This is a genomic window from Brucella sp. IR068 (assembly GCF_049065885.1).
Classification (GTDB): domain Bacteria; phylum Pseudomonadota; class Alphaproteobacteria; order Rhizobiales; family Rhizobiaceae; genus Brucella; species Brucella intermedia.
In genome coordinates this window covers 203,282-224,382 of record NZ_JBAKHE010000001.1, presented here as the reverse complement: position 1 = coordinate 224,382, position 21,101 = coordinate 203,282, and the positions used below count along the sequence as shown (strand labels likewise).

The window sequence follows — 21,101 nt, the reverse complement described above, 5'->3', positions numbered from 1 at the left end:
GGACAATTCCCAGGAGAGTAAAATGGCTGCTAAAGACGTAAAATTCGGCCGCACTGCGCGCGAAAAGATGCTGCGCGGCGTCGATATCCTCGCTGACGCTGTTAAGGTAACGCTCGGCCCGAAGGGTCGTAACGTTGTTATCGACAAGTCCTTCGGCGCTCCGCGCATCACCAAGGACGGTGTATCGGTCGCCAAGGAAATCGAACTGGAAGACAAGTTCGAAAACATGGGCGCACAGATGCTGCGCGAAGTGGCTTCCAAGACCAACGACACCGCTGGCGACGGCACGACGACCGCTACCGTTCTGGGCCAGGCTATCGTTCAGGAAGGCGCAAAGGCTGTTGCTGCCGGCATGAACCCGATGGACCTGAAGCGCGGCATCGATCTCGCAGTTTCGGAAGTCGTTGCTGAACTTCTCGGCAAGGCCAAGAAGATCAACACCTCGGAAGAAGTTGCCCAGGTTGGCACGATCTCCGCTAACGGCGAAGCCGAAATCGGCAAGATGATCGCCGAAGCGATGCAGAAGGTCGGCAATGAAGGCGTGATCACGGTTGAAGAAGCCAAGACCGCTGAAACCGAACTCGAAGTCGTCGAAGGCATGCAGTTCGACCGCGGCTACCTGTCGCCTTACTTCGTCACCAACCCTGAAAAGATGGTTGCTGACCTCGAAGACGCATACATCCTTCTGCACGAAAAGAAGCTCTCGAACCTCCAGGCTCTTCTGCCGGTTCTGGAAGCTGTCGTTCAGACCTCGAAGCCGCTCGTCATCATCGCTGAAGACGTCGAAGGCGAAGCTCTTGCAACGCTCGTCGTCAACAAGCTGCGCGGCGGCCTGAAGATTGCTGCTGTCAAGGCTCCTGGCTTCGGCGACCGCCGCAAGGCAATGCTCGAAGACATCGCGATCCTCACGGGTGGTCAGGTTATCTCCGAAGACCTCGGCATCAAGCTCGAAACCGTCACGCTCGACATGCTCGGCCGCGCCAAGAAGGTCTCGATTTCGAAGGAAAACACCACGATCGTCGACGGTGCAGGCCAGAAGGCTGAAATCGACGCTCGCGTTGGCCAGATCAAGCAGCAGATCGAAGAAACCTCTTCGGACTACGACCGTGAAAAGCTTCAGGAACGTCTTGCCAAGCTCGCTGGTGGCGTTGCCGTCATCCGCGTCGGCGGTGCAACCGAAGTTGAAGTGAAGGAAAAGAAGGACCGCGTTGACGACGCGCTGAACGCAACCCGCGCTGCGGTTGAAGAAGGCATCGTTGCTGGCGGTGGTACCGCACTCCTCCGCGCTTCGGCCAAGATTTCTGCCAAGGGCATCAATGCCGACCAGGAAGCCGGCATCAACATCGTTCGTCGCGCTCTGCAGGCTCCGGCTCGCCAGATCACGACCAATGCCGGTGAAGAAGCTTCGGTCATCGTTGGCAAGATCCTTGAAAATGCCTCTGAAACCTATGGCTACAACACTGCCTCCGGTGAATTTGGCGACCTGATCAAGGCTGGCGTTGTCGATCCGGTCAAGGTTGTCCGCACCGCCCTGCAGAATGCAGCATCGGTTGCCGGTCTCCTGATCACGACCGAAGCCATGATCGCCGAACTGCCGAAGAAGGATGCAGCTCCGGCTGGCATGCCTGGCGGAATGGGCGGTATGGGCGGCATGGATTTCTAAGAAATCCACGTCCTCGTTTCGATGGAATGTGAGAAAGGCGGCCCTTGGCCGCCTTTCTTTTTACGTGACGTAACTATTTGTGATTTATGAAAAATTTACTTTGCTTGCGCTTTGCCGCCGCGAAGCGGTTATTTCAGAAACTTCTGATTGACACTCTACCACCAATCATGATCAATCCGAGATGACATAGAGACGGACTTCCTGTTTGCCCCCGCACTATGGAAGTCCTGTCTCAGGCAACAGGAAAGACAGGCTTCGGCCTGTCTTTCCACTTGCTCTCCTTCACAAGTCCAGCCTCTATTCTGCAGCGTCGCTCTGCGTCTTCACCGATGTGAGGGCGTCATATCGGGCGCGCGCCATCACCACTTTTGCTTCATTGGCTATTGCCCATTCACCCAGCGCACGCACAGGCCTCAACAGGTCACGCCCCATTTCCGTCAGTTCATACTCGACCTTGGGCGGAATTGTCGGAAAGATGGTACGATTGACGAAACCGTCCCGTTCCAGATTGCGCAGGGTGGTTGTCAGCATCTTCTGGGAAATGCCCTCGACGGTTCGGCGCAATTCATTGAAACGCATCGGGCGATTGCCGAGATAACTCACCACGAGCACAGTCCATTTATCGCCAACACGCGACAAAATCTCCGTTACGGTCCTGCATGCATTGGTTTCCTTGAAGTCACCGGGTTTCATAAAAGTGCCTCCTTGCGTGGGAATTTGGTCACTTATATAGCGTCGGTCTCCAATGGTTACCACTGCAATAAAGGTGTCATCAATGTCCAAGCTCAAAGTCGCCGTTATCATCGGCAGCACACGTGAACAACGTTTTGCGCCCGTTCCAGCCCAGTGGATTGCCAGGCTCGTTGCCGAGCGGCCGGAACTGGACGTGGAAGTTCTCGATGTCGCGGATTATCCGATGGGTTTCTATGGCGACACGTCCACCACGACCGCTCAGGCAGAAACAGCCGACAAATGGAAAACGAAACTGCGGGAGTTCGACGCCTACATTCTTACGGCCGCTGAGTATAATCACGCGCCGACCGCCGTTCTGAAGAATGCCATCGACTACGGCGACTGGATACAGAAGCCCATGGGCTTCGTTGGCTACGGAGGCGTGGGCGGCGCTCGCGCTGTCGAGCAACTGCGGATGATCGCCGTCGAAATGTCCTCCATGTCCGTCAAAACGGGCGTCCACATCCTCTTCCCCGACTATCTTGCGGTCGTGAAAGGCGAGAACAAGCTGGATGATTTCCCTCATCTGGCGGAAGCGGCCAAGAATATGCTGGACCAGTTGATCTGGTGGGGCAAGGCACTAAAGGTCGCTCGCGGCTGATAAGGAACAAGGCAAGCCGGAACACGGAATTCCGGCTTGCCGCGGGCATCGTGTGCCCTATGATTATTTCCGATTACAACGGAGTGATAATCATATGCGCAAGGAACTTCCCATCGCCACGGCGCCGAAAGATGGCCGAAAGATAACAGTCGTCTGGACCGACGACGACGACCAGCGCAACGAGTCGATCGCACAGTATCGAACACTTGCCCAACTGCAGGCCGGGGGCGGTCAATGGGATGAGGCGGATACCGGGTGGTGGACGTTCACCGACAGCAAAACCCAGCGTAAGATTGAACCGACCGCCTGGATATCCGAAATGGATGACGACGAAGACAGCGATACTTGACAGTGCCGACGGTCAATAAAAATTGACTTTTTTCGTCATATTTTATCAAATGATTGCGCTTTAAAGTTTCACGAAGAAACATGAGCCGCCACCAAATGGCGGTGTTATATTCGTTGTGCACGGCTCGGTTCCGAGTCCACGTCAGCCGGAGACCAGAAATGACCGCTACTCGTACCGAAACAGATACTTTCGGACCGATTGATGTTCCTGCCGACCGCTACTGGGGAGCTCAGACCCAGCGTTCGCTGCAAAATTTCAAAATCGGTGGAGAGCGCATGCCGCTGCCATTGGTTCATGCGCTGGGTGTCGTCAAGCGGGCGGCAGCGGAAACCAATATTGCACTGGGAAAGCTCGATCCGGTTCTTGGTCAGGTGATCGCGGTGGCCGCCTCGGAGGTGATCGAAGGTAAACTTGACGATCATTTCCCATTGGTCGTCTGGCAGACCGGTTCGGGCACTCAATCAAACATGAATGCCAATGAGGTCATTTCAAACCGGGCTATCGAGCTCCTCGGTGGTGAAATGGGGTCGAAAAAGCCGGTCCATCCCAACGACCACGTTAATATGAGCCAATCGTCCAATGACAGCTTCCCGACAGCGATCCATATCGCCACAGCAGTTGAAGCGGTCCATCGGCTCTATCCGGCGCTGGAACATCTGACCAACGCGCTCAAGATCAAGGAAGAAGCGTTCAAGGATATTATCAAGATCGGCCGAACGCATACGCAAGATGCAACCCCGGTCACACTCGGACAGGAATTTTCCGGTTATCGTGCTGCATTGGAATATGCGCGCCACCGTATAGAACAATCGCTTGCAGACGTCTTTCTGCTCGCCCAGGGCGGGACAGCAGTCGGGACGGGGCTGAATGCACCAATCGGCTTCGACACAGGCTTTGCTGAAGCCGTGAGTGAAATAACTGGCCTTCCCTTCAAGACGGCGCCGAACAAATTCGAAGCCCTTGCCAGCCACGGTGCGATTCTTGACTTCCACGGCAGCTTGAACGCCTTGGCGGCGGATCTCTTCAAGATCGCGAATGATATTCGTTTCCTTGGCTCCGGGCCGCGCTCTGGCCTCGGTGAACTGTCACTGCCGGAGAATGAACCGGGATCCTCCATCATGCCGGGCAAGGTTAACCCGACCCAGGCCGAAGCTTTGACGATGGTGGCAACACAGGTGTTCGGCAACCAGGCGACAATTACGGTTGCTGCCAGCCAGGGGCACTTTGAACTCAATGTGTTCAAGCCGGTGATCGCATATAATGTCCTGCAGTCGATCCGCATCCTAAGCGACGTGATGGTGTCGTTCGCCGATCATTGTGTGGATGGAATCGAGCCAAATCTGAGCCGCATCAAGGAACTATTGGATCGTTCGCTGATGCTCGTCACTGCGCTTGCTCCAGCTATCGGTTATGACAATGCGGCCAAGATCGCCAAGACCGCACACAAGAATGGAACGACCTTGCGGGAAGAAGCGCTGGCGAGCGGTCTCGTGTCGGAAGAGGATTATGAGCGACTGGTGCGCGCAGAGAGAATGATTGCGCCGGAGTGAATTGGTATTCATACTGTAAACAAACTGTCGAGGATTAGACGGCTTTCCTTGACAGTCCGCAGTCGTTAATTGATGGCCCAGTTCAACAGGAGATAGCCCCGCATGTCCTCTATCACCCCGCAGTCCAACGGCGTTGTTACGCTCATTGCCCGCATCTTTCTTTCAGTTCTTTTCATCATTGCCGGCTACGGCAAACTGACCGCCATTGCCGGCACCGCAGGTTACTTCGCTGGCCTCGGCCTTCCGCTCCCCACCGTTACGGCTGTTGTCGTCGGTCTGGTTGAATTTGTAGGCGGCCTCGCAATTCTCGTTGGCTTTCAGACCCGCATTGCTGCGGCTGTTGTCGGCCTCTTCACCATCGGTGCGACGCTCGTTGCCCATATGGACTTCTCGCAGGGCATGAACGCCATGATGGCGCAGAAGAACCTCGCAATTGCTGGCGGCCTGTTCATTCTTGCCCTGCACGGCGCTGGAGCCCTCTCGATCGACGCCAAGCGCGGCTGATCGACATTCTCATCGCAATAAAATGAAAAGACCGCACCATGAAAATGGTGCGGTTTTTCTTATTTCAAAATCGTGTTGCGAAGAACTAGAGCGCATCCCGAAAAGTGGGAACCGGTTTTCGGATGAGATGCGCGATAAAATAAACAGAGAGAGCATTCCAACGATTCATGAAAACAGGAAATGCTCTAACTGCTCAACCCTTTACGGATGCGCGTCGCAACGTCCATGACGCGTGCGTTCTCCCGGCTTCGGCGTGCCGATACGAGGCATGCTTGCGAGCGCAGGATAATGCCGTCTTCCAGAATCTTCAGCCTGTTGGCCCGCAACGTGGAGCCAGTCGACGTAATATCGACGATCATATCGGCGGAGCCCGCAGCCGGAGCGCCTTCGGTCGCGCCAAGGCTTTCTACAATGCGGTAAACCTGAATGCCGTGTTTCTGCGAAAAGAACTGCTGCGTCAGCCGCCAGTATTTGGTGGCGATGCGAAGGCGGCGACCGTGGCGCTGGCGGAAATCTGCTGCCACATCGTCCAGATCGGCCATGCTGGTCACATCACGCCAGACTTCCGGTACGGCCACGACAACATCAGCGTGACCGAAACCCAGTTCGGCTTCGATAGCCACACGCTCTTCCGAGTGCGCCAGCGTCTCGCGAATGAGGTCTTCGCCAGTTACGCCAAGATCCACGCTGCCATATCCCAGTTCACGGGCAATTTCGGAAGCGGAAAGGAACAGAATATCCAGATCAGGCTCGCCCTCGACACGGGCGCGATAATTGCGTGAGTCATCAGGCAGGATCACCTTGTAGCCAGCTCTTTCAAGCACAGCGAGCGTCTGCTCCTTCAACCGCCCCTTGGACGGCAATGCCAGCGTCACACTCATTTTTTCTCTCCCGCCAGCATCTGCAACCGGTCGAGCCAGATGGAAAAGCCGACGCCGGGAATGTTTTCCGAAGCGCCAAGCATGGTCAAAAGTCGGTCATATCGCCCACCACCCGCAAGAATGCCATCTTTCTCGACGCCAGCAGCCCGGATTTCGTAAACGAGACCGGTATAGTAATCGAGCGGGCGCCCGAAGGACGCATCATAGATAATGTCTCTGGTGGCAATGCCTGCATTCGCAATCGCATCGCTGCGTGCTTCGAATTTCTGCAGCACCGCAGCCAGATCAAGAGCGTGTTCCGAAGCGAATGCTCGCAGGGTGATGGCTGCGGAATCGAGCGAGACGCGCATTTCGAGGAAGTGCTTCAGAAGATCGAGCGCCGATGCCGGAAAGCGCGTAGCCGCCAGGTCTTCCTTTTCGATCAACCGCCGCGCGATCTCGGCAGGGGAACGACCGGCACCGGGCGAAATTCCAGCTTCGAGCATTTCTGCTTCCAGCATGCGCGCAAGCCCGGATTCGTCGCCTTCCGCCACAAGAACCGCAAGCGTTTCCGGTAATGGATCGCGTCGCTGTGCGCCCGTCAGTTCAGCGAGCACCTGCTCCATCGAACCCGCATCGCCGAAGGAACGCAACAGTTTCTTGCGCCATCCTTGCGGCAGGCCCAGCGCTTTCAGCATGCCGGCAAAGACCGACTGGTCTCCCAGAACAATCTCAAGCGCAGCTTCGGGAGCGGCCGCGCGAACGCAGGCCAGCGCATCAGCGATGGAGCGGGCATCGGACGTCGCTTCGTCGGTAGCCCCCAGATCCTCTATACCGGCTTGAAGAAATTCGGCTGCCCCGTCACGACGCTGACGGAACACTTCGCCGAGATAGGCGTAACGCTTCGGCGTGGCTGCGTTAAGCTCGATGTGATTGCGGCAAACAGGAATGGTAAATTCCGGTCGCAGGCACAGACTGTCGCCGTTTTCGTTTTCGGTCAGAAAAATACGGCGGCGCAAATCCTCGCCCGCCATATCCAGAAATGGATCAGCCGGCTGAATCAGCGGAATTTCGACAAGTTCGGCTTCACGCGCATCGAGGGCCGCGCGAAGAGAACTGAGAATACCGGGCGAGTTTGATCCAGCCATGGCTTTCGTCACTTCGACTGTTCTGCGCGATCCCGCGCCTGACTGGCAAGGATTTCGCGGACTGCCTCGACAAGCCCTTCTTCCTTGACCGTGATCTGCGCCGGGCGGCTCTCGCGCCAGGTCACATTGTCTTCGATCTCAGCAGACAGGCGCTTTCCCTCGACCAGATCCTTGATCTGCACCTCACCGGCCTCGCGTTCCTGCGAACCCTGAATGATGACGCACGGCGCCTCGCGGCGATCCGCATATTTCATCTGCGCCTTCATGCCGGAGCCGCCGACATACATTTCGGCGCGAATGCCCGCCTGACGCAGATCGGAAACCATCTTCTGATAGCGGCCAAGACTTTGTGAGTCCTTGTCCATGACCAGGACAACCACGGGACCGACAACATCGGAAACGTCCAGCTTGCCCAGGTTCTTCAAAGCCGTCATCAGACGCGAAACACCGATGGAAAAGCCCGTTGCCGGCACCGGCTCACCACGGAAGCGCGACACCAGACCGTCATAACGCCCCCCGCCGCCTACGGAACCGAACACGACCTTCTGGCCGTCTTCGTTGGTTACGTCGAACAGAAGCTCGGCTTCGAAAACCGGGCCGGTGTAGTATTCGAGCCCGCGCACGACAGACGGGTCGATCTTCACGCGGCCATCATAGCCACCCGCCGAGAACAACGCCTGCATGTCGGCAAGTTCTGTCACGCCTTCTTCACCCTTGGCGTTACCCGCCACAACCGTGTGGAGATTGGCAATCGTATCAGCCCCGGTAACGCCGCCAGCAGCAGTGAATGACAGGATTTTTTCAATCGAGGCGTCAGGGAGTTCAGCACCCTTGGTGAAATCGCCGCTTTCATCGAGACGTCCCTTGCCGAGCAGAAGGCGAACACCTTCCGGGCCGAACTTGTCGAGCTTGTCGATAGCGCGCAGCACATTGAGACGCTTGGCGGCATTGCCCTCGCCTTGCAGCCCGATAGCGTCCAGCACGCCGTCGAGCACCTTGCGGTTGTTGACGCGGATCACATAATCCCCGCGGCGAATGCCGAGACGTTCCAGCGTGTCGGCCATCATCATGCACATTTCGGCATCAGCCGAGACATTCGGTGCGCCGACCGTATCGGCGTCGAACTGCATGAACTGGCGGAACCGACCCGGACCTGGTTTTTCGTTGCGGAACACCCAGCCATTGCGGTAGCTGCGATACGGCTTTGGCAGCGACTCAAAATTTTCAGCGACGTAACGCGCAAGCGGCGCGGTCAAATCATAGCGCAGCGACAGCCATTGGTCGTCATCGTCCAGAAACGAGAACACGCCTTCGTTCGGACGGTCCTGATCCGGCAGGAATTTTCCGAGCGCATCCGTATATTCCACAAGCGGCGTTTCCACCGGCTCAAAGCCATAGAGGTCGTAAACTTCGCGGATGGTCGCCATCATCTTTTCGGCGGCGCGCAAATCATCCGGCACCCGATCGACAAACCCGCGCGGCAACCGCGCCTTCATCTTGTCCGCTTTATCGGCCATTTTTCCCGCCTGATCGCTGATTTGTACATATATGCCGATTGGAGCCGGCACCAATTCTGTTGCCGGTTTCCTAACCGATCAAGTCCGTTGCGGCAAGTGCGGGGAATATGTTCAGCGTGTCGCAATGGCGACTGCAGCCCCCGCCATCATCCCCGCGCTGGTCCTGTTGGCAATCCGCATCATGCGCGGGCTGCGAAGAAACCGCCGAGCCTGCGCTGCGAGCACCACCCATGCGGTATCGACCGCCGCAAGAACCACGAACATGACCAGCAACAGTTCGGCCCAGCCAACCAGCGAAACATGGGTGATGTCGACTACCGTCGGCAGGATGGCAAGGTAGAAAACCATGATCTTCGGATTGCCAAGCGTGATTGCCATTGCGCTAAGGAAGAGCTTTCCGGCCTCCCCCTGACGGGGAATGGCATTCTCATCTGCGACTTCGTCAACTGGCGCGATCCACATCTTCCACGAAAGATAGATCAGATAGGCCACGCCGACATATTTGAGGATGAGAAACGCTGTGTGGAACGTGTTGGCCAGTGCGGCCAGTCCCCAGACGGCCAATGAAAGCCAGATAGCGTCACCGAGCCACAGGCCGAACATGAATGGAAAGACGCCCTTGTGCCCGCGGCTGATGACACGTGCCACCAACGCTCCGACATTCGGCCCGGGCGTCCCCGCCGCAACAACCAGAATGCCAGCAAATGCCAACAACGACACCAGATCCATGACCATCTCCCATCTTCAAAGGCGGATGTTTCTCGCAGAAATGAGGATGCTTAGCAATCGGCCGCCTTAACTGGGTCTTTTGAAACTCTGTCGCAATTTTTCAATGTGCGCACGGCAATGACAACCTTCAATGTGATCGTTCACCAGCCCCATGGCCTGCATGAAGGCGTAGACCGTGGTTGGCCCGACAAATGACCAGCCGCGCTTTTTCAGATCCTTGGAAATGCGAATAGATGTCTCGGTCTTTGGATTGGCGATCAGGGTTGGATAGTCCACGACAACGGGGCGATCTTTTGCACCCGGCTCGAAAGACCAGAAATAAGCCGCCAACGAGCCTCTTTCTGCCACCAGTTCAATTGCGCGTTTGGCATTATTGATCGTCGATTCAATCTTGCCCCGGTGGCGCACAATGCCTTTGTCCGCCAAAAGGCGCTCCACATCCGCCTGCCCGTACCGGGCAACCCGATGGAAATCAAAGCCATCGAAAGCAGCGCGAAAATTCTCCCGCTTTCGCAAGATTGTCAGCCACGACAACCCAGACTGGAAACCTTCGAGACAGATTTTCTCAAAAAGTCGAAAATCGTTTGAAACAGGAACGCCCCATTCATTGTCATGGTAGGCAAGATAGTCAGGTAACTCGCCCGGCCAGAAGCAACGTGTCATTCCATCGGCACCGACAATCAGACCGGTTCTTGCCTCGGCAACATCATTCATTGCTCTGCCTCCCAAGTTTTATCGATAATTAATTATGTCGCGCAACTTGCCACTAACCACAACTTTAATTGGAAGGGGCGCCAGGCGAAACACGCGGCCGAAATTTACCTTTACGATTCCATTCCGGCGCACAATCCCCACTCGAGCATGAGGGCCGCTCTCCTGACAACCGATGTCAGGAGCTGCAAGGGGCAACTGCGCCATAAAGAGTCTCCGGCGCAAAGAGACGGATTTGGATTATGAAACCACGTCATCTTCTTTTAATCGGATCGCTTGCGGCGATTGCCGTTTCCATTGTCAGCACTAGCATGGCGTTTGCCAATGATCGCTATGCCACCCTCCCGCCGGTACGCGTGAGCCCTGATCTTTCCGCTCCGTGGGTTGCGCAGTTGCATGGGCAACCTGCCCGCATCAAAGCCGTGCCGCAAAATCTGCAGCCAGCACCGCGCGTTGCCAACAGACAAAAGCAGAGAGCGAAATCAAGCTATCGCCAGGTTTCATACCAACGCCCGGCTGCAAACCCTGCCACCACCGTGCGAAAGCACCAAATCGACCCGGCTTATCTGCCGCAGACTGTTTCCTATTCGGGAAAAGAAAAGCCGGGCACGATCGTCATCGATACAGGCAAGCGCTTCCTTTATCTCGTGCAGTCGGACGGCAAAGCCATGCGTTATGGTGTCGGTGTCGGAAAGCAGGGATTCAGCTGGAAAGGTTCCCAGCGCATCAGCCGCAAGGCTGAATGGCCTACCTGGACACCCCCGAAGGAAATGATGGCCCGCGAGCGCAAGAAGGGACGCATCCTGCCCGCGCGCATGGAAGGGGGGATCAATAATCCTCTTGGTGCGCGCGCCCTATATCTCGGCGCCACGCTCTATCGGATCCACGGGACCAATCAACCCTGGACCATCGGCAAGGCCATGTCTTCGGGCTGTATTCGAATGCGCAATGAAGATGTGACCGATCTTTACGAACGTGTGCCGGTCGGCGCGAAGGTCGTTGTCCGTTAGAACAACCGTCATTTTCAAGCTTCTCGCGACCGCCTTTTCACCGGGGCGGTCGCATTATTTTCATAAATCTGAAACGACCAAATTTTCTGCACAGAAAGAATGATCGCAGATTTGGAAACATGATTGAAAGGGCTTTTCCTTTTCCCGCGAACACCCATATGCTGACCATGGCAAAGTCCAGAAAGATACGAAAAGGACTGCCACATGGCAGTCCGTGCCGGGGGAAGACCCGGCACGCAGGTCAAATAGCATTCCAGCGCATCGAAGGATCAATCCTGCGCCGGGTGCTTCGAGGGAAAGGATAAAACATGACCGTACCGATGGTTAAACTGAACGACGGAAATCACATCCCGCAGCTCGGTTACGGTGTCTGGCAAGTGGGCAACGACGAGGCGGTCGCCGCTGTCAGCGAAGCATTGAAAGCAGGATATCGCCATATCGATACCGCTGCCATTTATGGCAATGAAGAGGGCGTCGGCAAGGCGATCAAGAATTCCGGCATCGCGCGCGGCGACATTTTTCTCACCACGAAACTGTGGAATAGCGAGCAAGGCTATGAATCGACGCTGAAAGCGTTCGACACGAGCCTGAAAAAGCTCGACACGGATTATGTGGATCTCTATCTCATCCATTGGCCGACGCCTTCAAAAGACCTCTTCATGGAAACATGGCGTGCGTTTGTGAAGCTGAAAGAAGAGGGTCGAGCGAAATCCATTGGCGTGTCCAATTTCCGCACAGCCGACCTCGAACGCGTCATCAAGGAAAGCGGCGTAACGCCGGTTCTCAACCAGATTGAATTGCACCCGCAATTCCAGCAGGACGAGTTGCGTCTGTTCCACGGCAAGCACAACATCGCAACGGAAGCATGGAGCCCGCTCGGGCAAGGTAAGATACTGGAAGATGCCACGCTGAAGGCCATCGCTGAAAAGCATGGCAAGTCGGTTGCGCAAATCATCCTGCGCTGGCACATCGAGACCGGCAATATCGTCATTCCGAAGTCTGTGACGCCCGCCCGCATCAAGGAAAACTTCGATATTTTCGATTTCCGCCTCAACGGAACCGATCATGATGCGATTACGAAACTGGACAAGGCCGACGGCCGGATAGGCCCGAACCCGAGTACATTCTCGGCTGGCTGAACGGGCGAAAAAACCGGGCGATTGCCCGGTTTTTTTATGCAGAGATCTGCGACAATCCTTGCGGCTTCGGGCCACCATAGGCCCAGTCAATCAACTCTACCGTGTGAACGATGGGCAGTTTGCTGCCCGTAGCAATCTGCGTCATGCAGCCGATATTGCCGGTGGCGATAAGATCGGCCCCCGTCGCCTCGATATTTCTTACCTTGCGGTCCCGAAGTTTTACGGCAATCTCCGGCTGCAGGATGTTATAGGTGCCCGCCGACCCGCAGCAAAGATGCCCCTCGAGCGGCTCTTTCACCTTGAAACCTGCCCTTGAAAGCAGGTCTTTGGGTTGGCGTGTAATTTTCTGCCCGTGCTGCATGGAACAGGCAGAATGATAGGCCACCGTCAAGGCTTGGGATACGTCCGGTTCCGGCAATTCGATGCCGGCGAGATATTCGGTGATGTCCTTGGCCAGTGACGACACGCGCGCAGCTTTCTCGTTATAAGCAGGGTCCAGCCGAAGCATGTAACCATAATCCTTGATGGTCGTCCCGCAACCCGAAGCCGTGACAATGATTGCATCAAGCCCGCCTGCTTCCAGTTCGCGGGTCCAGATATCCACATTATGACGTGCCTGCTCAAGCGCCTGCTCTTCGCGCCCCATATGATGGACCAGCGAACCGCAGCATCCCTCCCCCTTCGGCGTCACCACCTCGATGCCGAAACGGTTCAGAAGACGCAAGGTCGCAGCATTGATGCCCGGATTGAGTACCGGCTGCGCACAACCATTGAGGATTGCCACGCGGCCACGCTTCTCCCCTTTGGCAGCACTGATGGCTTCGACCCTGGAAGTCTCGGGCAAATTCCGCGGTGCGAGATCGAGCATTGCCGCCACCGGTCGCAAAGTCTGGCTTTTGCGCAGCAGCGGCGCGAAAGGCTTGCCGAGCTTTGCAAACTTCAGCGCGGCGCGGAAGCGGCCCGGATAGGGCAGAACCTGCGCCAGCACCCCACGCAGGAAGCGGTTCATGAACGGGCGTTTATACGTTTTTTCGATATGCGCGCGCGCATGATCGACCAGGTGCATATAATTGACGCCCGACGGGCAGGTTGTCATGCAGGACAGGCAGGAGAGGCATCGGTCCACATGGCGCACGATTTCCTCATCCGCCGGACGGCCATTTTCCAGCATATCCTTGATCAGATAGATGCGCCCACGCGGACTGTCGAGTTCGTTGCCAAGCGTCACATAGGTCGGGCATGTGGCGGTACAGAATCCGCAATGCACGCATTTGCGCAGGATTTTTTCCGCTTCACTGACACCGGGATCGCGCAATTGCTCGGGGCTGAAATGGGTCTGCATGGTTTCAAGCTCCGGCCTGACGGGGATGCATACGCCCCGGATTGAGGATATTTTCTGGATCGAACTGATGCTTCAGCCGCTGCGAAAGTGCGGCAAGTGCGGCCGGTTGAGGTTCAAACACTTCAACGCTTGAACGAACACTCTCCGGCGCACGTACAAGCGTCGCGTGGCCACCACCATATTTGGCAATGAGTTGACGCAGTGTTTGCGCTTCGGGATCGGCTTCCATCCGCATCCAGATCAAACCGCCCTGCCAGTCGTAGAAGGCATCGACCCCGGCATAGCGACGGAACTCGTCCACCATGCACCAACCCAGCATCGGAGCCATCGAAACCCGCCACACAGCGCGATTGTCTCCCGCATTGGCATAAGGCAGGACATCACGCACCTCGCGCCAAAGCTGGTGCGACTGCGCTTCATTGAGCACGTCAACCACCTCGCCGAGCAACGCCTGCAACTGGCGGCTGCGATGCTCAACCGAAGGCGCAAAGCCTTCGAGCCGCAATACAGTTGCCGCCTCCCAGCCCAGCTTGCCATCCAGAAAGCGATTGGCAACCGTCGGCGGCAGATGCGCTGCGGAAGCGACTTCCTCCCGCGACCCCATGGCCATCGCCATCGCGCGCACCGCCTGTTCATCAGTCAGACCACGCACGGCAAGCGTTGCCGCTGTTTCCGGTTTCGGCAGAACTTTGAACGTTACCTCGGTGGCAACGCCCAGCGTGCCCCAGGAATTGGCCATCCCCTTGGACAGGTCATAACCGGTCACGTTCTTGACCACCCGTCCGCCGGATTTGAACAATTCGCCGCGTCCGGACACCACACGCACACCGAGCACATGATCGCGCGCAGCACCTGCCTTAAGACGGCGTGGACCCGAAAGGTTGGCGGCAAGCGCACCACCGATCGTACCACGGCCACTTTCACCCGACAGCAGCGGGCCGTAGTCCATCGGCTCGAAATGAAAACACTGGTCGTTGTCGGACAGAAGTTTTTCGATCACGGCCATCGGTGTTCCTGCCTTGGCGGAAAGCACCAGTTCGTCCGGTTCGTACAAGGTCACGCCCTTAAGTTCAGACACATCCAGCACATGACCTGCATCGACCCGATGGCCAATGCCACGCTTTGAACCGTGGCCAATAATCTCCAGCGGCGTAGAACCGGCCAAAGCTTCTTGCACCGCGTCAACAACGCCCGCTTCGTCCTGCGGCTTGAGAATAGTTCTATCACTCATGAACCAGACCTCAGATCAGAATCGCGGAATGTCAGGGAAAGCCAGTTCCCCACGATGTACATGCATACGGCCAAGTTCGGCACAGCGACGCAATTGCGGAAAGACCTTGCCGGGATTGAGCAGATGCTTGGCATCAAAGGCACATTTGACCCGCATCTGCTGGTCGAGATCGATTTCGTTGAACATTTCCGGCATCAAATCGCGCTTTTCTATGCCGACCCCATGTTCGCCGGTGAGAACGCCGCCGACTTTCACACATAGCCGCAAAATATCGGCACCGAAATTCTCCGCGGCTTCCAGCTCGCCCGGAATATTCGCGTCGTAAAGGATCAACGGGTGCAGATTGCCGTCGCCCGCATGGAACACATTGGCGACACGCAGTCCGTATTTCTCCGACAGGTCGCGCATACCCGACAGCACTCGCGGTAGTTCCTTGCGCGGGATCGTGCCGTCCATGCACAGATAATCCGGCGAGATGCGCCCCACTGCCGGAAACGCCGCCTTGCGCCCTGCCCAGAAAGCCAGACGCTGCTCTTCCGACTGAGACAGGATACAGGTTGTCGAGCCATTTCTGAGCGCCAGCGCTTCGACCCGCCCAATCAGATAGTCCACCTCAACGGGCGGCCCATCCAATTCGACGATCAACAAGGCTTCGACGTCAAGCGGATAGCCCACCCGCACAAAATCTTCTGCGGCTTTGATGGCTGGTCTGTCCATCATCTCCATGCCGCCCGGAATGATGCCTGCGCCGATGATATCGGCCACGCACTGCCCGGCCTGTTCGCTGGAGGGAAAGCCAACCATCACCGCCCGCGCTGTTTCGGGCTTTTGCAGGATGCGTACCGTAATTTCGGTCACGACGCCGAGCAGCCCTTCCGAACCGGTCATCAGGCCGAGGAGATCGTAGCCCTCGCTATCGAGATGCTTGCCACCGAGCCGGATTACCTCGCCCGTAATCAACACCATTTCGATCCCGAGCACGTTGTTGGCCGTGAGCCCGTATTTGAGGCAATGCACTCCACCGGCATTTTCCGCGACGTTTCCGCCGATGGAGCAGGCAATCTGCGATGATGGATCGGGCGCGTAATAAAAGCCCTCATGTTCGACGGCCTTGGTGATACCGAGATTGGTCACGCCGGGCTGCACCACGGCGACACGGTTAGGATAGTCGATTTCCAGAATGCGGTTGAAGCGTGACATGACCAGAAGCACGGCATCCTGCAACGGCATGGAGCCACCGGAGAGCGAAGTCCCCGCCCCTCTCGGCACGACACGAACATTGTTATCGTGACAATAGCGCAGAACCCGCGCAACCTGATCGACGGTTTCAGGGAGCACGACGACCAGCGGCAGCGAGCGATGTGCCGTCAGACCGTCGCTCTCGAACACACGCATCGCATTGATCGCATCGACAACGCCTTCGCCGGGCACTATGCCGCGCAGGTCCGCGACGATCTGCTCACGCTTTTGCATGACGGACGCGTCCGGCTCCGGCATTATGAGTCCGCTCATATTCTCCTCCACCACTTATGCGGTCAAAGTGCACTCCACACCATTTTCGTCAAGTGGTAAATCATTTTTACCACTTTAGCCGATGGTTAAACAGTTTCCACGCCGCGGCATAATTACTTGCCTAGTTTCCCAGCGCTCGGCTAGATGCTTTTAAAACCCAAAGCTTTAGCAAATGCAGCAGGAAGTGGGATAGCAGAGCATGATGAGCAGTCTGGCAGATATGGAAATCTTTGCCCGCGTCGTGGCAACGGGCAGCATGTCAGCCGCCGCTCGTGATCTGGGCCTTTCCCCAGCGGTGGTTTCAAAACGCCTCGGACGTCTGGAAGAGCGGCTCGGAACCCGCCTGCTTCAACGTACGACGCGCCAGATCGCACTTACCGAGGCCGGTCAGGGCTATCATGAGCGCGTTCTCGCCATTCTCTCCAACATCGAGGAAGCGGAAGCCTTTGTCGCCCGCCGTTCCGCCGACGCACGGGGTACATTGAAAATTTCGGCCCCGACGACTTTCGGTCGCATGCATATTGCGCCTTATCTCGTGCCCTTCATGCGCGCCAATGCCGATCTCACCGTCAATATGCAGCTCACCGACGAAATGGTGGACATTGTGGGGGATGGTTACGATCTTGCTATCCGGATCGCGGAACTTTCCGATTCAACACTCGTCGCACGTCGCCTAGCGCCCGTGCGCCGCATTCTCGTTGCATCGCCCGGCTATATCGCAGAACGCGGCACGCCACAGACGATTGAGGACCTGCAAGACCACATCTGCCTTGCCCCGCACAACAACGACCCCTGGCGGCTGGAAGGCCCCAAAGGGCCGATCGTCATCCGTCCGGTCGGGCCCTTGCAGACCAATTCCAGCGAAATGGTAAGGGAGGCAGTGCTCGCGGGCCTTGGTATCGCGCAGCGCTCAACCTGGGACATCGGGCCAGAACTTGCGGCCGGAAAGCTGGTACAGGTTCTGCCCGACTATGCCGCTTCTCGCAACGTAGCAATTCATGCCGTCTATCCATCGAAACAGTTTCTTCCAGCAAAGGTCCGGCTGTTCATCGACTACCTTGCCGATCTTTATGGCCCCGTTCCCTATTGGGAGAGCGGGACATCCCACCACGAAGCAGCAAAAAAATAGACCAGCTTTCATTCGTCGGTTAATAAGCCACGTGCTTTATATCAGCGTGCCAGCATATAAAGCTGACTAAGCTTTTGATTCAAAAGACTTAGCTCCCTCCGCACTCCGTTATTCAAGCGAATCGGATGCCCTCCTCCTGCTATCCTGATTTTCTGGGAAAAATGATGAACACACCTGTACGCTTCATTCTTGCAATTATCGTCGCCGTGATCGTTGGCTGCGGCTTCATGTTTTATGACAAATCGCGTGGCGCCGAATGGGTCGTTTCCCCTCAGCAGATCGAACAGGCTAAAGCCGAAGGCAAACCCGGTGTGGAAAGCCGTCCCGGCACCGTGACCGTACTGCCCATCCGTAGCGAGACCGCAGACGCACTTCCATTCAAATGGGCGATGTATGGCGTGGTCGCAGGACTTTTCGTCCTCGTAGCAACACGCAAGCGCAATAAAGCCTGATCATTTTTCGATGACAAAGCACGAAAGCCCGGTTGTCTTATGAACCGGGCTTTCAATTCCAATATATTCCGTTGCCGGATATGGGGCTAACGGCTACTTTGCCGCCGTTACAGAGAGGCTTCAGAGGGCATGGCGGAAACGGTTTTTTCACGCATACAGGCAAGCCGCACAGCAGATGATGTTGTGCACCAGATCGAAACGCTTATCCTCGAAGGCGTTCTGCGTGGCGGCGACCGGCTTCCCGGTGAACGCGAGCTGGCGCGCCAGTTCGATATTTCGCGCCCAATCCTGCGCGACGCTCTAAAGAGACTTGAGACCGCAGAACTTCTGATTTCCCGCCATGGAGGAGGTACGTTCGTTGCTGATGTGATCGGGCAGGTATTCAGCGCGCCTGTCGTGAAGCTGTTTGCCGATCACCGCAAGGCGACAGCGGACTATCTCGAATATCGTCGCGAAATCGAAAGCATTGCCGCCGAATATGCCGCGCTTCGAGCCACACCGGCAGACAAGGCGCTTTTGACCGAAATCATGGAAGCCATGGAAAAGGCTCATGGCGCTAGTGATTTCGACACGGAAGCGCGCCTAGACGTTGAACTGCACAATGCCATTGGCGAAGCCGCTCATAACATCGTTCTCCTGCACACCTTGCGGTCATGCTATCAACTGCTGAAGGATGGCGTTTTTTACAATCGCAGCCTTATCTACAGCTATCCCGGCGTCGCCGACATGTTTTTGTCGCAGCATCGCGCCATTTACGATGCAGTGATGGCCGGCAATCCGCAAGCGGCCCGGGAAGCGGTTCAAAAACACATCCGTTTCGTGGAGCAGGCGACACATGATCGCGAGCTTCACGAAGAACGCGAACGTGTCTCGCGCCTGCGCTACCGGCAGCGGGCCGGCGTGAAGACAGCCAAAGACGTGAAGGATGATAACGGCGAATGAGTGTTGTTTTCAAAGATGCGAAAGGGCCTGACGGTATCCGCCTTTATGCAATTGGCGACATACATGGCCGCCTGGACTTGCTTCTGGATATGCATGGGCTGATCCGTGCCGACCTTGATCGCCGGCCCGTTCACGACTGGCGCATCATTCATCTGGGTGACTATATCGATCGCGGTCCGAAATCGAAGGAGGTGCTGGATTTCCTGATCGATGCGTCGGAACGGGACGAGCGCGTGATTTCGCTGCTTGGCAATCACGACGACGGTTTTCTCACTTATCTGGCAACGGGGGACATCGCCGGGATATTCGCGCTGCATGGCGGCATTGACACCGCTCGGTCCTACGGTGTGGAAATTGATTTTAACGATGCGGTTTCAGCCCGCCATGGTCATGCCGCGCTCGTCAAAGCCGTTCCGCAAAGTCATATAGATTTCATCCGCACCATGCCCCGCTCGGTCGGTTTTGGCGATTTCTTCTTCTGCCACGCCGGCATCAATCCCGCTGTGCCGCTCGATACACAAGATCCCGAAGAGCTGATCTGGATTCGCACAGCCTTCCTGAAATGGACTGAACCATTCGAAAAAGTCGTCGTCCACGGACATACCCCACAAAGCGCCATCGACATTCAACCCAACAGGGTCAATCTCGACACCTATGCGTGGAAAAGCGGACAGCTTTCGGCCATCGTGATCGATGGCGCGGAAAAGCGTTTTATCGAAGCGAGATAATGCACTTAGGGCGCATCCCGAAAACTGTGAAACGGCTTTCGGAAAAGACGCGCGTCAAAAAGAGATAAAACGCCGACCTGATCCAATCAGATCGAAACGCGATCTAGTGCGCGCTCGAAATGCCGTACCCGTCGGTCGACATAGCATTGTCGCCTGCGTCGACGGTGAATATGCCGACTGCCATGAACACAATCGCGGAAACCATCAGAACGGTGAGAAGAGCGGCATGCTTGGCGGTCATATTCGGAAACTCTTTCGACGGGGCCGGACAAAGTTCGTTAGACGAGCCGCCACTTGCGAGCATGGCGATCAGCCTTGCCCATTCGGTCGCTGCCCGGGGAGACGGCGTTCAGTTACACCCGAAAAAAGTTACCCGCAACTGAACGGTTCCAGCCGGATCACCGCTTTTTTCGGGGAAGCACTGTTTGGCTGAACGGTGTGGCAAAGCGGCAACGCAAAACTGCGACTTAAGGTTAAAAGGCAGTTACGATGCGTCTAGATTTGGCTAACCCAAGCTTTTGCTAATACAGCGCCTGCAGCATCTGCCTTTATCCCCAATGTCTCTGCAAGGACTGGGTACTGCTCAGTCCACTGAGGTGCGAAGCCTGATATCAAGCCGCCAAGCTGATCGTTCCACTCTGCCACAAGCTTTGTGTCTGCCTCGAAATGGAACTGCGTACCGTAGACCGCACGCCCGATGCGATAGGCCTGATGAGGTGTCATATCGCTGGTGGCCATGTGGATGGCATTCCCGGGAAGCGAAAACGTGTCGCGGTGCCAGTGAAAGATTGGAAAGGCCTCACCCGCCGCGGACAGGACTGGATCGCTTTTACCCTCTTCCGTGAGCTGAACCTCCCGCCAGCCGAACTCCATGGGTCGATCCAGAATGTTCTCGCCGCCATATGCGCGAGCTATGAGCTGGCTGCCCAGACAAATGCCGAGAACGGCCTTATCGCTGCGGCCAAACTTGCGTATCAGTTCAAGCAAATGCGGGAAATAAGGACATTCGTCATCGGCGAGCGCATTCTGTTCGCCACCCAGAACGATCAGGGCCCGATATCCATCGTCGGCCGCCGGTAGCGCATCCCCATCGTAGGGATGACGCAGATCGATGGAAAAACCCGCATCTGTCAGTATGGGTTCAATCTGCCCCAACCCGGAGCCTTGGTAGTTTTGAACGACCAGTACACCCATGAGAATCCCCCACCGACTTTCACATTCGGTAACATGGAAATGACCCGGACAACAGCGG

The 21,101-nt window shown here is 56.5% G+C and carries 22 protein-coding genes; 11 read left to right on the top strand and 11 right to left on the bottom strand.

Annotated features, from left to right (window positions below; genetic code table 11):
• Positions 1–22 precede the first annotated feature (22 nt).
• Positions 23–1,663, top strand: coding sequence for a chaperonin GroEL (gene groL / locus ACOWVS_RS01045; protein WP_006468493.1), 1,641 nt, complete (start codon positions 23–25; stop codon positions 1,661–1,663).
• Positions 1,664–1,960: 297 nt separating this feature from the next.
• Here groL and ACOWVS_RS01040 read toward each other — a convergent pair whose 3' ends face one another.
• The gene (locus ACOWVS_RS01040; protein ID WP_006472505.1) at positions 1,961–2,356 is read right to left on the bottom strand and encodes a winged helix-turn-helix transcriptional regulator; all 396 of its coding nucleotides are present in this window, start codon (positions 2,354–2,356) and stop codon (positions 1,961–1,963) included.
• 82 nt (positions 2,357–2,438) lie between these two features.
• On the opposite strand from ACOWVS_RS01040, the gene ACOWVS_RS01035 reads away from it, so the two are divergent.
• The 4 genes from ACOWVS_RS01035 (at position 2,439) to ACOWVS_RS01020 (ending at position 5,399) form a co-directional block, all read left to right on the top strand.
• Complete coding sequence (locus ACOWVS_RS01035) at positions 2,439–2,996, top strand: NADPH-dependent FMN reductase (protein WP_006472504.1); 558 nt, start codon at positions 2,439–2,441, stop codon at positions 2,994–2,996.
• Between the two features lie 94 nt (positions 2,997–3,090).
• Positions 3,091–3,345, top strand: a complete 255-nt coding sequence (locus ACOWVS_RS01030; RefSeq protein ID WP_006472503.1) for a hypothetical protein — start codon at positions 3,091–3,093, stop codon at positions 3,343–3,345.
• Between the two features lie 158 nt (positions 3,346–3,503).
• On the top strand, positions 3,504–4,895 hold the full coding sequence (gene fumC, locus ACOWVS_RS01025; RefSeq protein WP_006472502.1) for a class II fumarate hydratase: 1,392 nt from the start codon (positions 3,504–3,506) through the stop codon (positions 4,893–4,895).
• A 102-nt stretch (positions 4,896–4,997) separates the two neighbouring features.
• Complete coding sequence (locus ACOWVS_RS01020) at positions 4,998–5,399, top strand: DoxX family protein (protein WP_006468489.1); 402 nt, start codon at positions 4,998–5,000, stop codon at positions 5,397–5,399.
• A gap of 185 nt (positions 5,400–5,584) precedes the next feature.
• On the opposite strand, the gene hisG is transcribed toward ACOWVS_RS01020, so the two are convergent.
• The 5 genes from hisG to ACOWVS_RS00995 form a co-directional block, all read right to left on the bottom strand.
• On the bottom strand, positions 5,585–6,280 hold the full coding sequence (hisG, locus tag ACOWVS_RS01015; protein WP_006468488.1) for an ATP phosphoribosyltransferase: 696 nt from the start codon (positions 6,278–6,280) through the stop codon (positions 5,585–5,587).
• Complete coding sequence (locus tag ACOWVS_RS01010) at positions 6,277–7,407, bottom strand: ATP phosphoribosyltransferase regulatory subunit (protein WP_006472498.1); 1,131 nt, start codon at positions 7,405–7,407, stop codon at positions 6,277–6,279. Before ACOWVS_RS01010 ends, hisG begins: the two co-directional genes overlap by 4 nt.
• Positions 7,408–7,415: 8 nt before the next feature.
• Positions 7,416–8,924, bottom strand: a complete 1,509-nt coding sequence (hisS, locus tag ACOWVS_RS01005) for a histidine--tRNA ligase (RefSeq protein WP_006472497.1) — start codon at positions 8,922–8,924, stop codon at positions 7,416–7,418.
• Between the two features lie 111 nt (positions 8,925–9,035).
• Entirely contained in the window at positions 9,036–9,653 is a 618-nt protein-coding gene (locus ACOWVS_RS01000) for a LysE family translocator (RefSeq protein ID WP_006472496.1), read from the bottom strand.
• 66 nt (positions 9,654–9,719) lie between these two features.
• The gene (locus tag ACOWVS_RS00995; protein WP_006472495.1) at positions 9,720–10,367 is read right to left on the bottom strand and encodes a DNA-3-methyladenine glycosylase I; all 648 of its coding nucleotides are present in this window, start codon (positions 10,365–10,367) and stop codon (positions 9,720–9,722) included.
• A 239-nt stretch (positions 10,368–10,606) separates the two neighbouring features.
• Here ACOWVS_RS00995 and ACOWVS_RS00990 point away from each other — a divergent pair, with 239 nt between their 5' ends.
• Together ACOWVS_RS00990 and ACOWVS_RS00985 are read left to right on the top strand one after the other, a co-directional pair.
• A complete protein-coding gene (locus tag ACOWVS_RS00990; protein ID WP_006468483.1) occupies positions 10,607–11,374 on the top strand; it encodes a L,D-transpeptidase in 768 nt (255 codons plus the stop codon).
• Positions 11,375–11,682: 308 nt separating this feature from the next.
• A complete protein-coding gene (locus ACOWVS_RS00985; RefSeq protein WP_006468481.1) occupies positions 11,683–12,513 on the top strand; it encodes an aldo/keto reductase in 831 nt (276 codons plus the stop codon).
• A 34-nt stretch (positions 12,514–12,547) separates the two neighbouring features.
• On the opposite strand, the gene glcF is transcribed toward ACOWVS_RS00985, so the two are convergent.
• The 3 genes from glcF to ACOWVS_RS00970 are packed head-to-tail and all read right to left on the bottom strand — an operon-like array spanning position 12,548 to position 16,598.
• Complete coding sequence (gene glcF / locus ACOWVS_RS00980; RefSeq protein ID WP_006468480.1) at positions 12,548–13,855, bottom strand: glycolate oxidase subunit GlcF; 1,308 nt, start codon at positions 13,853–13,855, stop codon at positions 12,548–12,550.
• A 4-nt stretch (positions 13,856–13,859) separates the two neighbouring features.
• Positions 13,860–15,086 (bottom strand): glycolate oxidase subunit GlcE, encoded by a 1,227-nt coding sequence (gene glcE / locus ACOWVS_RS00975; RefSeq protein ID WP_075041572.1) that lies wholly within the window; start codon positions 15,084–15,086, stop codon positions 13,860–13,862.
• A gap of 15 nt (positions 15,087–15,101) precedes the next feature.
• Positions 15,102–16,598, bottom strand: coding sequence for an FAD-linked oxidase C-terminal domain-containing protein (locus tag ACOWVS_RS00970; protein WP_006472494.1), 1,497 nt, complete (start codon positions 16,596–16,598; stop codon positions 15,102–15,104).
• Between the two features lie 199 nt (positions 16,599–16,797).
• Between ACOWVS_RS00970 and ACOWVS_RS00965 the strand changes: the two genes are divergently transcribed.
• The 4 genes from ACOWVS_RS00965 to ACOWVS_RS00950 all read left to right on the top strand — a co-directional run bounded on the left by ACOWVS_RS00965 (position 16,798) and on the right by ACOWVS_RS00950 (position 19,849).
• Positions 16,798–17,727, top strand: coding sequence for a LysR family transcriptional regulator (locus ACOWVS_RS00965; RefSeq protein ID WP_006468477.1), 930 nt, complete (start codon positions 16,798–16,800; stop codon positions 17,725–17,727).
• Positions 17,728–17,891: 164 nt separating this feature from the next.
• Positions 17,892–18,179, top strand: coding sequence for a hypothetical protein (locus ACOWVS_RS00960; RefSeq protein ID WP_006472493.1), 288 nt, complete (start codon positions 17,892–17,894; stop codon positions 18,177–18,179).
• Between the two features lie 129 nt (positions 18,180–18,308).
• Complete coding sequence (locus tag ACOWVS_RS00955) at positions 18,309–19,121, top strand: FCD domain-containing protein (protein WP_006468475.1); 813 nt, start codon at positions 18,309–18,311, stop codon at positions 19,119–19,121.
• Positions 19,118–19,849 (top strand): metallophosphoesterase, encoded by a 732-nt coding sequence (locus ACOWVS_RS00950; protein ID WP_006468474.1) that lies wholly within the window; start codon positions 19,118–19,120, stop codon positions 19,847–19,849. The genes ACOWVS_RS00955 and ACOWVS_RS00950 overlap by 4 nt, the downstream gene beginning before the upstream one ends.
• Positions 19,850–19,952: 103 nt before the next feature.
• On the opposite strand, the gene ACOWVS_RS00945 is transcribed toward ACOWVS_RS00950, so the two are convergent.
• A complete protein-coding gene (locus ACOWVS_RS00945) occupies positions 19,953–20,090 on the bottom strand; it encodes a hypothetical protein (protein WP_006472492.1) in 138 nt (45 codons plus the stop codon).
• A gap of 254 nt (positions 20,091–20,344) precedes the next feature.
• Positions 20,345–21,043, bottom strand: coding sequence for a type 1 glutamine amidotransferase (locus tag ACOWVS_RS00940; RefSeq protein WP_006468472.1), 699 nt, complete (start codon positions 21,041–21,043; stop codon positions 20,345–20,347).
• Positions 21,044–21,101: the final 58 nt, after the last annotated feature.